This is a genomic window from Synechococcus sp. MU1611, assembly GCF_020514255.1.
GTDB lineage: Bacteria > Cyanobacteriota > Cyanobacteriia > PCC-6307 > Cyanobiaceae > Parasynechococcus.
In genome coordinates this window covers 53,336-65,814 of the sequence record NZ_VTLC01000006.1, presented here as the reverse complement: position 1 = coordinate 65,814, position 12,479 = coordinate 53,336, and the positions used below count along the sequence as shown (strand labels likewise).

Here is a 12,479-nt window from a genome sequence, read left to right as displayed (position 1 = left end):
CTGCTTGAACAGAGGCCACCACTTCAAGGCTTGTTTACGGTTGAGCTGAGGGGTTTGAGGTTGTCGGCGTGGTTCAGCTGCATCAGCTCTTTCCCACAGTGGTAGGCACAACCCAACTCCCCCTGGACCCACTGCAGCTGGCCGCATGCATGCAGGCTCTGCTGGACGGTCGAGGCGAAGCAGAGGGAAACCCCAGCGAGGGTTGCGCCTGGACGGGTGACCTCCATGGTGTGTGGCAGCTCCATCAAGACGAACGCTTTCAGGCCTTGGTTCAACAGGTGAATGATCAGGTGTGGAGCTACCTCGATTCAATTGGGTTCGCCCGAAGCCAAGTCGCCCTGCATCTGCAGCGGTGCTGGCCTGTCATCAGTGACTGGGATCAGGCGGTTGGACGGCACCATCACCCCAATGCTCATCTCAGCGCTGTCCTCTATCTCACCGGCACCGGCTCCGGTGAGGAGGGCGTTTTACGTCTGCATGCATCCCATCAACCGAATGAGTTGGTGGCTGGCTTGGCGGTGGGTTATGGCGGTCCGATTGCACCAAACCATCCTTTGAATCAATCCCATTGGGATCAAGCTCCACGACCAGGTTTGCTCGTGCTTTTCCCTTCGAGTCTTCAGCACAGTGTTTTGCCGAATGCCGACCCGGATGAGCTGCGCTGTTCCATCAGTTTTGATTTTGTTCTGACGGCTCAAGAGCAGGGTGGATCTCCGGAGTACCTCGCACCCCACCCCCGTCATTGGACATCCCTGGATGAGCCCATTGCCTGAGAGAATGCGGCCTCTTCTCCCCTGACACCCGGCATGACCGACGTGGCCACCTACACCGTCCGCGCCGAGTTCGAAGGCGAGATCCGTACCTTTCCCTGCCGCGCCGACCAGACGGTGCTCAATGCAGCCGAAGCTGCTGGCGTCATGATCCCAAGCTCATGCTGCTCCGGGGTTTGCACCACCTGTGCCGCGGTGATCACCGAGGGCAGTGTTGAGCAGCCCGACGCCATGGGCGTGAAAGGCGAGCTTCAAGAGCAGGGCTACAGCCTGTTGTGCGTGGCCTTCCCGCGCGCCGATCTCACCCTTAAAACCGGCCAGGAAGATGCGCTCTATGAAGCCCAGTTCGGGCAATATCAGAAGTGAGGCTGACCAGCCTGCAACGCCAATTCTTCTGGCCCGCTGATGTGCCGCTGGTTGAGCTGCGCAGCTGGATTCGTCAGCAGTTGTCGCCAGAGGGTGATGTGCTGCGTTGGGCCCTCACTGATGTGCGTCCTGCCCCCGATGGTGGTCGAACCATTCAGGTGGAGGCCGTGATCAGCGCATGAGCTCGGCTCCGATGCCAACGCTGATGCTGGTGCCGACGGGCATTGGTTGTGACATCGGAGGTTATGCCGGTGATGCCTTGCCATCAGCACGGTTGTTGGCCGCAGCAAGCGGCTGTTTGATCACCCATCCCAATGTGATGAATGGGGCTTCGCTCTATTGGAGCGATCCCCGCGTTCACTATGTGGAGGGCTATGGCCTCGATCGTTTCGCCGTGGGCGAGTGGGCCTTGCGACCGGTGCGGAGGCAACGCATTGGGCTGTTGTTGGATGCCGGGATCGAGCCCGAGCTGGCCCAGCGCCAGATTCAGGTGGCCGAGGGCTGCCGTGCCAGCTTGGGTTTGGATATCGGCCCGGTGATTTCAACGGATGCGCCGCTCGATGTGACGCTGGAGCGCGGTGCCAGTGGTGCTAGCTGGGGACGATTGGGTTCTCCTGATGCCTTGTTGCGGGCTGGTGAACGGTTGAAGCAAGCAGGGGCGACGGCGATCGCCGTGGTGGCCCGCTTCCCGGAGGATCCGGAGAGTGAGGAGCTGGCGGCCTATCGCCAGGGCAGTGGCGTGGACGCTTTGGCCGGCGCTGAAGCGGTGATCAGTCATTTATTGGTGAAGCACCTGCAGATCCCCTGTGCCCACGCGCCAGCCTTGGATCCGTTGCCCCTGGATCCAAGGCTCGACCCGAGGGCGGCGGGTGAAGAACTGGGTTACACCTTTTTGGCATGCGTGCTGGTGGGGCTGAGCCGGGCACCGGATCTGGTGGCCGCTGGGCGACACAGGCCCGGAGACCTCAGTGTCGAGCAATTGGGGGCGGTTGTGGTTCCCGAAGGAGCCCTGGGGGGCGAGGCGGTGTTGGCCTGTGTGGAGCGCAATCTGCCCGTGGTTTGCGTGGCCAATCCATCGGTGTTGTCGGTCACGGCCGACGCCCTTGGCTTGAGCCAGAGCATTTTTCATGTCAGCAGTTACAGCGAGGCAGCAGGGCTGTTGCTGGCTCTGCGGGAAGGATTGAGTCCGGCGTCTCTGGGCCGCCCACTGCCAGCGTTGCAACGGTTGGACTGATGCCTGGCGGTTTCGGTGGAGCCCTCGATCAGAGCCCTTGCCCCTGTGGGGGTGGTGCTTATCGCAGCTGCTGTGGGACCATGCATCGCGGCGAACAGCGTGCTGAAACGGCTGAACAGCTGATGCGCTCGAGGTATTCAGCCTTTGTGCGTGGGGAAGTGGACTACCTGATGGCGACCCATCCCGAGCCGGATGTTGCAGCGCAGCAGCGGCGCCTTGCCCTGCAGCGGAGTTGTCGCCAGACCCATTGGCTTGGCTTGAACGTGCTTGCCGTCAGCAGCGGCGGCCCAGGGGATCTGGAGGGAACGGTGCAATTTGAGGCGCGTTATCGCGGTGGGGTGTTGAAGGAAACCTCCCTGTTTCAGCGTCGCGATGGCGCGGCCGATGGCCCTTGGCTCTATGTGGCTGCGCTCAAGTTGGAGGGCTAACGCAGGCAGGCCATCGGATGCCGGGGCGGCAGGCCAAGAGCTTTGGCTACCCCCGGGTGACAGACAGCGCCCTGCACCGTGTTTAGGCCCGAGAGCAGTTCGGGTCGTTCGGTCACGGCCTCTTCCAGGCCCCGGCCGGCGATTCCCAGGATGTAGGGGAGCGTCACGCTGACGAGGGCTTCGGTGGAGGTGAAGGGCACAGCACCCGGCATGTTGCCCACGGCGTAGTGCTGCACGCCATGAATGGTGACGGTGGGATCGCGATGGGTGGTTTCCTGGCTGGTGGAGATGCAGCCGCCCTGGTCAATGGCTACGTCGACAATCACCGAACCAGGCCGCATCTGCTGCACCATCCCTTCGTCCACCAGGGTGGGGGCCCGCCCGCCGGGTGTGAGAACGGCTCCGATCACAAGATCAGCCGTTGGCACCAACCGTTCCAGCAGGCCGCGGCTGCTCACCACACTCATCAGTCGGCCGCGCCGGTCGGCTTCCAGGCTGCGCAACCGTTGGGGCGATCGGTCGAGCAGCAGCACTTCCGCATCCATTGCGGCAGCAATGCGTGCGGCATTCCAGCCCACGGTGCCAGCGCCAAGCACCACCACCCTGGCCGGTTGCACGCCGGTGCAGCCCCCCATCAGCACGCCACGACCGCCATGGGGTTTTTCCAGCAGGTGGGCACCCACCTGGCCCGCCAGCCGCCCTGCGATTTCGCTCATTGGTGCCAGCAACGGCAGGCTGCCGTTCTCCAGCTGCACGGTTTCGTAGGCAATGGCGGTGGTGCCTGCCTCCAGCAAAGCTTCCCCGACGCCGGGATAGGCCGCCAGGTGGAGGTAGGTGAACAGCACCATGTCCTCCCGCAGGAAGGCAAATTCCTCCGCTTGCGGTTCCTTCACCTTCACCACTAAATGGGCGCCCCAGGCCTCATCTCGGTTCACCAGGCGCGCTCCCGCCGCGGCAAACGCGTCATCGCCGATTCCTGCTCCGGCTCCGGCCCCCGCTTCAATCAGCACTTCAAGGCCCTGGCTCACCAACTCCCGCACGGCGTCAGGGGTCAGCGCGACCCGTTTCTCATCGAGCTTGATCTCCTTCGGCACACCGATGCTGGCCATCGGGGCCGAGAGGACGGAGGCTGCCATGGCGGCTTCAGGGGGATTCCTTCAATGTGGCTCCGCTGCGAGCAACCCGCCACATCACAATGGTGGGACTGCTTTAGGCCGCTGCAATTGGCAAGCGCCAGCCGCTGCCGAAGGCCTGGGGACTCACCTTTAGTAACGGTGCCGCCTGCCGCCGTTTAAATTCGGCCCGTTTCAGCAGCCGTTCCACACGTTCCACCAGGGCGGGATCGTGGCCGGCTGCCACCAGGGCCTCGCCGGAGTGGCGCTCCTGAATCAGTCCTTTGAGCAGTGCATCAAGGGCGTCGTAGTCGGGCAGGGAGTCGCTGTCCTTCTGGTTGGGCCGCAGCTCGGCACTGGGGGGTTTGCGTCGAATCGCTTCCCCCACCAGCTCTCCTTGCTTCGGTAGCCCCAGCGACTGCCGGCAGCCCTGGGCTGCTTGGCTGTCGAGCCAATCGCACAGGGCAAACACGCTGGTTTTGTAGAGATCGCCAATCACCGCCAGCCCGCCGTTCATGTCGCCGTAGAGGGTGCAGTAGCCCACGGCCAGTTCTGATTTATTGCCGGTAGTGAGCAGCAATTGCCCCTGTTGGTTGGCCACGGCCATCAGCAGGGTGCCGCGAATACGGGATTGCAGATTCTCCGCCGTTACCCCTTGAGGCACCTCCCCCAACGGTGCTGTCAGGGCATTGTCGTAGCCCTCCATTAGGCCGGCGATGGGCACCGTGTTGGCCTGCAGGCCAAGTCGTTCGGCCAAGGCCAAGGCATCGTCAATGGATCCAGCCGAGCTCCAGGGGGAGGGCATCAACAGCGTGGCCACTGCTTCCTTCCCCAGGGCAGCGGTGGCGATCACCGCCACCAGTGCGGAGTCGATGCCGCCGCTCAACCCCAGCAATGCCTTTTTGAAACCGCATTTCTGTGCGTAGTCGCGCACTCCGAGCACCAGGGCTCGGAAAAGTCGCTCCAGGGGATCCATCGGTTGGACCCGAGCAGGAGCGGGTTGGTCGCTGTCCCAGACCACGAGATGGTCTTCACAGACGGGAAGCTCCAGCTGTACGACGCCATCGGCGCCCACCACAAAACTGGCCCCGTCGAACACCAGCTCGTCGTTGCCTCCGACTTGATTGAGATAGATCAGTGGGCAGTTCAGGCGCCGCGCCGCTGCAGCTGCTAATTGCTGGCGCAGGGCGGGCTTTGCGGCATCGAAGGGAGAGGCCGCAAGATTGATGACCAGATCCGGCTGCTCTGGCATCAGTTGATCAATGGGATCCGGTCCGGCCAGACGCTCGCGTTGCAGGCCGTCATCCACCCACAGGTCTTCGCAGATGGTGAGTCCCAATCGCTTCCCGCCCGGCAAAGTCAGCAAACAGGGGCCATCGCCAGGGCGGAAATAGCGCCGCTCATCAAAGACGTCGTAACTGGGCAGCAGTTGTTTGTGGGCAATCGGCCGCCAGCCCAGGCGATTCACCAGCACGACACCATTGAGCAGCCTTGGGCTGCGGTTATCCGCTGCCGGCAGCGCTGCACCCACCAACAGGGTGATGCTGCTGCTGAGTTGGTTGACCAGCCACTGCAGCATCGCCTCCTGCTGCTGGATGCGGCTGGGCTCGAGCAACTGGTCCCGGGGGGGATAGCCCCAGAGGGAGAGTTCAGGGGTAAGCACAAGCTCTGCCGACTGTTCCTCGGCCCTGCGCACGGCATCCAGAATCTGCTTGGCATTGCCCTCGAAGTCGCCGACCACGGGGTTGAGTTGGGCCAGGGCGATTCGCATCAGCAGAGGCTTCCCGACAGGCCATACAGATTGTGCTGGAGTAACAGCGGCCACACCGATTCCGGAATTTCAGCTGCATTGGGTTGACGGCGCAGCTGCGAACTGGCGGTGGCGGGAACCTCAAGATCCAGCAGTTCCACCCGTCCGCCTAGATCCCGCAGCGCTTGCAGATTCGCGTCTTGGAGAGGCCAGCCCTTGCGCGGGGCGATCGCCAATCGGCACTGCGGCAGCCAGCCATCGCTTTGTTTCCAGCGGGGGATCTGGCTGGCCAGGTCGCTGCCCACCACAAACACCAGCTCCCGATCCGGCCAGTGCTGGGCGGCCCGTTGCAGGGTGATCAAGGTGTAAGGGCTGCTCAGGTGCTGGGCTAGTTCCAGGCGTTCATCCTGCAATTGCTCCACCAGCTGGCTGAGCAGCATCGCCCGCAAGGACAGGGGGGCATCGTGTTGTTTCAGAGGGTTGTCGCTGGCCCAGGTCGCCACTTGGCCGTAGCGGTTCAGCAGCCCTTCCAGCAGCACTTGATGGCCCCGGGTAGGTGGATCGGCGCTTGTGCCCAGCAAGGCGATGGCAGCAACGGTCATCTCAGGGCAGCAGCGGTTGGAGATCCTGCTCCAGAGCTTTCGGCCAGCGCAGCAGCCAGTGGTGCACCACGGGATCTCGTTCTGCCAAGCGGCGCAGCAGGGCTCCGGGTTGACCGCCACGACGGCGCAGCAATTGCTGCGCAACAAGCCTTCCCGTCCGGCGGCTGGCATGCACCGCCAGGGCGGCTTGAGCGAGGGCCACAGGAGCTGCCGGGGCCAGGCTGCCGCCGCTGCTGACGGGCACCAGCAGCAGAAGTGCCTGTTTGAGGGCCGCTAGTCCCAGCTGAACACCTCCCAGCAGGGCGTTATGGCTGGAGAGACGAGTCAGCAGCAGTCGTGCCGCCGCTGGCGTCATCGGCAGGTTGTAGAGGCGGCTGAGCTGAAGTACCAGGGCGGTATCGCAGGCCATGCCTCCCGCCATATCCAGTGCCACCACTGGGTTGACGGCCACACCGGTGGCCTTGGCTGCTGCGTAGCGACCGATCAGGCTCTGGGCCGTGCGGCGGTGCTGTTGCAGCCGGAGTTGCTGGCATGCTCCTTGGAAGCGGTCGGCCTGACGTAGCGACTGGATCGCCAGCAGCAGGGTGCCTTCGCTCTCCAGCTGCTGGGTGAGCTGCTCGCGCAGGTCATGCACCTGTGGCGTTGTGATCGTGCTGCGCACCCGGCCATCGGCCTGGATCTGGGGGCTGCGGGGTGCAGCCGCAGCGGCCGTGATCGGGAGATCCACCGGCAGACGCCCGCGAATGCTGCGAAGCAGCGCGGCGCGCTCCTGCTCCGGCCAGCGATCGCTGCGATTCAAAACCACTTGTAGGGGCTTTCCACTGGCTAAAAGCGTGGTCAAGGCCTCCAGGTCAGCCCGGGTTAAGTCGCTGTCCAGCACCAGCAATACAAGGTCGGCTCCCATGGCCACACGGGAGGCCAATCGAGCCCGCCCGGCGGCATCGATTTCATCGATTCCAGGGGTGTCCACTAGCTCAACTCTGGTCAGCCCAGCAATGTCCATGGGCCAATCCACCGCCTGTTGCCGCCGGGTGCTGCCGTGAGCGACATCCGTCTGCAGCAGCGGGCGTTGGATCAATGCATTGATCAGGCTGGATTTGCCAACCCCCACCCGACCAAACAGCGCAATGCGCAGGCGCCGTTGCTGCAGCCGTTGCAGTTGACGATCCAGAAGCCGCAAGTCACCCCCCAGCAGTCCCCGTTCCTTGGCGCTCAGCTGCAGCTGGTTCCTCCAGCGCTCCAGCAGCACCTGGCAGCGTTCGACGGTGTGGGGTGGGGTGGGTTGCATCCCGCTCATGCTGCCGGCTTGCGCCACCACCCGGCCAGCACCGCCAGAACCGATTCGGCGCCGATCACGCCAACAAATCCTCCGAATTCATCCACCACCACGCGCACTCCGCTGCTGTCGCGCCGGAACCCCGTCAGCAGTCGATCGGCCCGGATCATCTCCGGCACATACTCCACCGGTTCGCAGAGGTCGACGGGGGTCAGCAGGCCACGGTTTTCCAACAGAGCTGTGAGCACCCGTTCGCGGCTGGCCACCCCAAGCACTTTGTCCACCTGATCGCCGAGCACCACCCACCAGGGGTCGTTGTTGCTCATCAGCTGGGCCCGCTGGGCTTCGATGCTCAGGCCGCCATCAAGGGTTGGTGCCGCCACCCGCGGCGTCATCAGGTCACGGGCAGTGAGATCGTTCAGCTGAAAGACCTTGCCGATCATCGCGGCTTCGTCGGCCTCGATTTCTCCCTTCTGTGAGCCCAGGCGAGCCAGCAGACGGATTTCCTCTTCGTTGGTGCTGAGCTCCGCTTCTGCGGTGATGGCCGGAAGCATTCTCTCCAGCAACAGCACAAGCGGCCTGAGCGCCAGGCCAAGCCAGTGAAGAAGTGGTGCGCTGGCCAGGGCCACTGGCAGTGCCAGGCGACTTCCGAGGGCTTTGGGCAGGATTTCGCCCAACAGGATCACCAACACGGTCAGGCCCACCGAGAACACCGGCAGGGCGGCGCCGCTGATGTTGCGTTGCTCGAACACCCAGGCGGCGTAACCGCCCAGCATCAGGCTCCCGAAAATGTTGAAGCCGTTGTTTGCGATCACGAGGGCAGACAAGGTGCGTCCCAGGCGCTTGCGCAACTGCGCCAGCCTGCGGGCTCCGGGTACGGGGCGCTCCCGGGCCGCCAGTTCGTGCACTCGGATCGGACTCACCGTGAGTAAGGCGGCTTCCACGCCGGAGCAGAGGGCCGAGCCCAACAGCACCACCAAAACCATCAGCAACAGCACCAGGAGGTCGGAGCTCATTGCCGTCTGAAACTCCTTGCATCGTAGAGGCCTTGGCCAGTTTGGCCTTGCCAACTGCCATCCTGTTCCTCTGAACTCTCTGCTGCTGTGAACGGCTTCGATTCCGGAATCCATGCGCGTCGTCGCGCCCTGTTCCTGGAGCAACTGGGCGCAGCCGCTGCGGTGATTCCCGCTGCCGCATTGGCCACCCACCACGCCGACTGCGAATGGCCCTTCCGTCAGGACAGCGATTTTTTCTATCTCACCGGTTTTGATGAGCCCGATGCAGTGGCCTTGTTGCTGCCGCATCGGCCGGAGGGAGAGCGTTACGTGCTGTTCGTGCAGCCCAAGGACCCTGCGGCTGAGGTGTGGACGGGGATTCGTTGGGGCACTGAGGGAGCTGTGGAGCGTTACGGCGCGGACGTAGCCCATCCGTTGGATCAGTTGAGCGCAAAACTGCCGGAGTACCTCGCCGGTGCCGAAGCCATTGCCTTTCGGGTTGGCCGTCACGCTTCTGTCGAATCGATGGTGCTCTCCGCCTGGGGGCGACAGCTCGACACCTTTGCCCGCACGGGAACGGCCGCCTTGGGCTTGGTGGCACCAACCCCGATCTTGCAGCGCCTGCGCCTGCGCAAGGAGCCCCACGAGCTGGAACGGCTAAGGGAGGCTTGTCGCATCTCCGCCGAAGCCCACGAATTGGCCCGTTCGATCACCCGCCCCGGTATGAATGAGGCTGAGGTGCAGGCGGCGATCGAAGCCCACTTCCGCAGCCAAGGTGCCCGCGGCCCGGCCTACGGCTCCATCGTGGCCGGTGGCGACAACGCCTGCGTGCTGCACTACACCGCCAACACGGCACCCCTCCAGGACGGAGACCTGCTGCTGATTGATGCCGGCTGTTCGCTGGAGGATTACTACAACGGCGATATCACCCGAACCTTCCCTGTGAATGGCCGCTTCTCGGCGGAACAGCGGGAGCTCTACAGCCTGGTGTTGGCAGCCCAGGAGGCTGCTGTTGCTGTCGTGGCCCCAGGAGGCACCGCTGATGCGGTGCACGCCACAGCCCTACGCTTGCTTGTTGATGGGCTGGTGGATCTGGGCCTGCTGATCGGGGACGTGGACGGGATCATCGAGCGGGGCGACTACCGCCACCTGTACATGCACCGCACCGGCCATTGGCTGGGTCTGGATGTGCATGACGTGGGTGCTTATCGGCTCGGGGAGCAACCCGCTCCGCTGGAGTCGGGCATGGTGCTCACGGTGGAACCAGGCCTTTACGTCAGCGATCGGCTCGCCGTGCCTGAAGGTCAGCCTGAGATCGACGATCGCTGGAAAGGCATCGGCATCCGCATCGAAGACGACGTTGCCGTTACCGAGACCGGCCATGAGGTGCTCACTGCTGGTGCCATGAAGAGCGTTGCCGCGATGGAACGCTGACCCAGGATCAGCTCACCACCTGGAGGGCCACCCAGACCACGCCCACGGTGAGCAGCATCAGGCCATCCATTTCGCTGACGCGGCCGCTGATCGGCCGCACCAGGATCAGCGTCAGCACCAGCAGCACCGTTTCGATCGGATCCAGTCCGAGGATCACATCGGTTCCTGTGAATTCACCGATCGCCAGAACTGCCGGCACCGTGAGGCAGAGGGTCGCCAGGGACGAGCCGTAGAGAGTGTTGAGCGACCGCTGCAACTCCCCTTTCCCTGCGGCCTGGAAGGCATTGAGAGCTTCTGGTGCCACCACCAGCAAGCCCACGAGCAAACCGCCGAGGGAGCTGGGCAGGCCAAGGTCGTTGATGCCGGTTTCGATCAGGCTGCCCATCGATTCTGCGATCAGCACCAGCACCAGAAGGCCTGCTGCCATCAGACCTACGTTTTGCCGGATTGAGCTCTGAGATTCGTCATGGGGTGTTGGTTCCGCTGAGCTGCTTTCCGCCAGGGAAAGGTGCTCGGAGCCTTGTTGCTGAGCGGTATCGATGAAGAGGTTGCGGTAGCGGCCGACCTGGCCGCCCAGAAAAATTCCGTAAAGGCTGATCGACACGAACGTCAGCAGCCAATTGATTGGCAGCGAGTAGTTGGCCTCGAGGCTGTCCTGGCTGAAGTTTGGAAGTACCAGAGCCAGAACGCTCATGGTGGTGATCAGATTGATGTAGGCACTTGAACCGCTCTGATTTACAGCTGCCAGGTCTTCCAGCTGCATGGGCTGGGTTCGGCCCTGTCTCTGAAACCTGGCGGCCACGATTAAGGTCACGCCCTTCACCCCCGTGAGCACGATCATCAGCACCGAGAACATCGAGTCGCGGGCCAGGGTCGGGTTGCTGTCTCCCGTCAGCATCGTGGAGGCAATCAGGGCTAGCTCAATCACGATCACGGATCCGGTCAGCACCAGGGTCCCCAGGGGCTCCGCGAGTTGCTCCGCCAGTTGGTCGGCATGGTGCGCCACTCCCCGCGCCATCAGCAGCACCAGCACACTGAGCAGGCCAAGACCCGTGAGGACGGGCAGTGCGGGTTGCAGGAGCAGCCAGTCGAGCACTGTTGTGGTTTCCAGGCTGATTAGGGCCAGGATCCCGATGAGTAGGGGAGTTTCGCGGAGAACGGCCGCCCTCATGCCATAGCTCCCTCCCAGCTCAGCAGCGCATTGGTGTTGTTCAGCACCAGATCAGCGCCGGCCTCCTGCAGCCGTTGTTCATAGATTGTTCGCGCCTGTGCCTGCCCCGCGGTCTGCAGGTGAGGTGGCACCACAGCAAGACTCACGAACCGTTGCTCCGGCCAGCGTTCTCGGGCTTGAATCACGGTGTGCACATCGGCCACGGTGTCGCCGAGATAAGCCACCCGAGCTCCCTCGATGTCCGCCCCCAGAGCCTTGGCCAGGCGGATCAAGCCTGTGGGATCTGGTTTGTCGGGGGCATCTCCCATCGCGATCAAGGGTGGATCCTGGAGCCCCAGTCGCTGCTGCAGCACGAAGCGTGCTGAGGGCGGCTCAGCACCGCTCACGAATCCCCAGCGCATCTTCCTCTGGGAGAGCGTGGCGAAAAAGCTGGCGTCCACCAGCAGGGGCTCATCGCCGATGAATCCAGTCCAGTGACTGGGGTCCCCCTCTGGATCTCCGCCGAAGTAAAAGTCGCTGAAGACATCGATCAGTGCGGTCCGATCCGGCAGAGCAGCGCCGTGGCGCCGCAGCAATTCAAGGCTGGCGTCCCAGTCGTTGTTCCAGGCCCCTTCAGCCTTCAGTGCATCGATGGCATCGGCGCTGGGCTGCCAACCGCAGTAGTGCTGGACAGTGCATTGGAGGGCCCTTCGGTAACTGCCAGCGACATCGCGGATCACACCATCAATGTCGAACAGCAGGATGGTTGGAGATCCCAGAACGTCTGATGGGGAGCGGCTGGTAGGTTAGTTGTTTGTATTTCTGTCTTGAGCGCTGACACCATGCCGGTCACCGAAGGCGCTGCCCCTACCGACCAGGAGGTCGCGACTCCGTCCGCCGACGCGGCTGAAGGCGCCACCCAGGCAGCTGAAACCACTGAAAAGCCTGCAGCCAGCGAGGGTGAAGGCCGTCCTGTTCTGAAGGGTGCCGCCGCGGCTCTGGCCACGGCAACCATCGACGCCGATGGTGTTCCCTCCGGCTACACCCCTAAGGCCGACGAGGGCCGCTTCCTGCTGAAGATCCTCTGGCTTCCCGACAACGTGGCCCTTGCCGTTGATCAGATCGTCGGCGGTGGCCCCAGTCCCCTCACCTCCTACTTCTTCTGGCCCCGTGAGGATGCCTGGGAAAGCTTGAAGACCGAGCTGGAAGGGAAGAGCTGGATCACCGATAACGAGCGGGTTGAAGTGCTCAACCAAGCCACTGAGGTGATCAACTACTGGCAGGAGGAAGGCAAGGGCAAGAGCCTCGACGAGGCCAAGGTCAAGTTCCCCGACGTCACGTTCTGCGGTACCGCCTGAACCC

The 12,479-nt window shown here is 63.4% G+C and carries 14 protein-coding genes; 7 read left to right on the top strand and 7 right to left on the bottom strand.

What is annotated here, in order from left to right:
* The first annotated feature begins 68 nt into the window (after positions 1-68).
* Genes FZZ92_RS11525 through FZZ92_RS11505 form a run of 5 tightly spaced genes read left to right on the top strand, consistent with a single transcriptional unit; the run spans position 69 to position 2,798 of the window.
* Positions 69-773, top strand: a complete 705-nt coding sequence (locus tag FZZ92_RS11525) for a TIGR02466 family protein (protein WP_226423265.1) — start codon at positions 69-71, stop codon at positions 771-773.
* A 33-nt stretch (positions 774-806) separates the two neighbouring features.
* Entirely contained in the window at positions 807-1,136 is a 330-nt protein-coding gene (locus tag FZZ92_RS11520; protein ID WP_115022416.1) for a 2Fe-2S iron-sulfur cluster-binding protein, read from the top strand.
* On the top strand, positions 1,133-1,318 hold the full coding sequence (locus FZZ92_RS11515; RefSeq protein ID WP_226423264.1) for a hypothetical protein: 186 nt from the start codon (positions 1,133-1,135) through the stop codon (positions 1,316-1,318). The genes FZZ92_RS11520 and FZZ92_RS11515 overlap by 4 nt, the downstream gene beginning before the upstream one ends.
* Positions 1,315-2,370: a DUF3326 domain-containing protein gene (locus tag FZZ92_RS11510; RefSeq protein ID WP_226423263.1), complete on the top strand. Its 1,056-nt coding sequence runs from the start codon at positions 1,315-1,317 to the stop codon at positions 2,368-2,370. Before FZZ92_RS11515 ends, FZZ92_RS11510 begins: the two co-directional genes overlap by 4 nt.
* Positions 2,370-2,798, top strand: a complete 429-nt coding sequence (locus FZZ92_RS11505; RefSeq protein WP_226423262.1) for a YchJ family protein — start codon at positions 2,370-2,372, stop codon at positions 2,796-2,798. Before FZZ92_RS11510 ends, FZZ92_RS11505 begins: the two co-directional genes overlap by 1 nt.
* On the opposite strand, the gene ald is transcribed toward FZZ92_RS11505, so the two are convergent.
* The 5 genes from ald to FZZ92_RS11480 form a co-directional block, all read right to left on the bottom strand.
* Positions 2,795-3,934 carry an alanine dehydrogenase gene (gene ald / locus FZZ92_RS11500; RefSeq protein WP_226423261.1) on the bottom strand — a complete coding sequence of 380 codons (1,140 nt, stop codon included), beginning with the start codon at positions 3,932-3,934 and terminating at the stop codon, positions 2,795-2,797. The two genes, FZZ92_RS11505 and ald, sit on opposite strands and share 4 nt — an antisense overlap.
* A gap of 73 nt (positions 3,935-4,007) precedes the next feature.
* Positions 4,008-5,681, bottom strand: a complete 1,674-nt coding sequence (locus tag FZZ92_RS11495; RefSeq protein ID WP_226423260.1) for an NAD+ synthase — start codon at positions 5,679-5,681, stop codon at positions 4,008-4,010.
* Positions 5,681-6,262, bottom strand: coding sequence for a nicotinate-nucleotide adenylyltransferase (locus FZZ92_RS11490; RefSeq protein WP_115022406.1), 582 nt, complete (start codon positions 6,260-6,262; stop codon positions 5,681-5,683). Before FZZ92_RS11490 ends, FZZ92_RS11495 begins: the two co-directional genes overlap by 1 nt.
* A 1-nt stretch (position 6,263) precedes the next feature.
* Positions 6,264-7,559, bottom strand: a complete 1,296-nt coding sequence (locus FZZ92_RS11485; RefSeq protein WP_226409446.1) for a GTP-binding protein — start codon at positions 7,557-7,559, stop codon at positions 6,264-6,266.
* Positions 7,556-8,554 carry a CNNM domain-containing protein gene (locus FZZ92_RS11480; RefSeq protein WP_226423259.1) on the bottom strand — a complete coding sequence of 333 codons (999 nt, stop codon included), beginning with the start codon at positions 8,552-8,554 and terminating at the stop codon, positions 7,556-7,558. The genes FZZ92_RS11485 and FZZ92_RS11480 overlap by 4 nt, the downstream gene beginning before the upstream one ends.
* Positions 8,555-8,641: 87 nt before the next feature.
* Here FZZ92_RS11480 and FZZ92_RS11475 point away from each other — a divergent pair, with 87 nt between their 5' ends.
* A complete protein-coding gene (locus FZZ92_RS11475) occupies positions 8,642-9,967 on the top strand; it encodes an aminopeptidase P N-terminal domain-containing protein (RefSeq protein ID WP_226423258.1) in 1,326 nt (441 codons plus the stop codon).
* Positions 9,968-9,974: 7 nt separating this feature from the next.
* Here the strand turns inward: FZZ92_RS11475 and FZZ92_RS11470 are convergent, their stop codons facing one another.
* Positions 9,975-11,138, bottom strand: coding sequence for a calcium:proton antiporter (locus tag FZZ92_RS11470; RefSeq protein WP_226423257.1), 1,164 nt, complete (start codon positions 11,136-11,138; stop codon positions 9,975-9,977).
* The gene (locus tag FZZ92_RS11465) at positions 11,135-11,857 is read right to left on the bottom strand and encodes an HAD-IA family hydrolase (protein ID WP_250398803.1); all 723 of its coding nucleotides are present in this window, start codon (positions 11,855-11,857) and stop codon (positions 11,135-11,137) included. Before FZZ92_RS11465 ends, FZZ92_RS11470 begins: the two co-directional genes overlap by 4 nt.
* A gap of 102 nt (positions 11,858-11,959) precedes the next feature.
* On the opposite strand from FZZ92_RS11465, the gene FZZ92_RS11460 reads away from it, so the two are divergent.
* Entirely contained in the window at positions 11,960-12,475 is a 516-nt protein-coding gene (locus tag FZZ92_RS11460) for a 30S ribosomal protein PSRP-3 (RefSeq protein WP_115093168.1), read from the top strand.
* Positions 12,476-12,479: the final 4 nt, after the last annotated feature.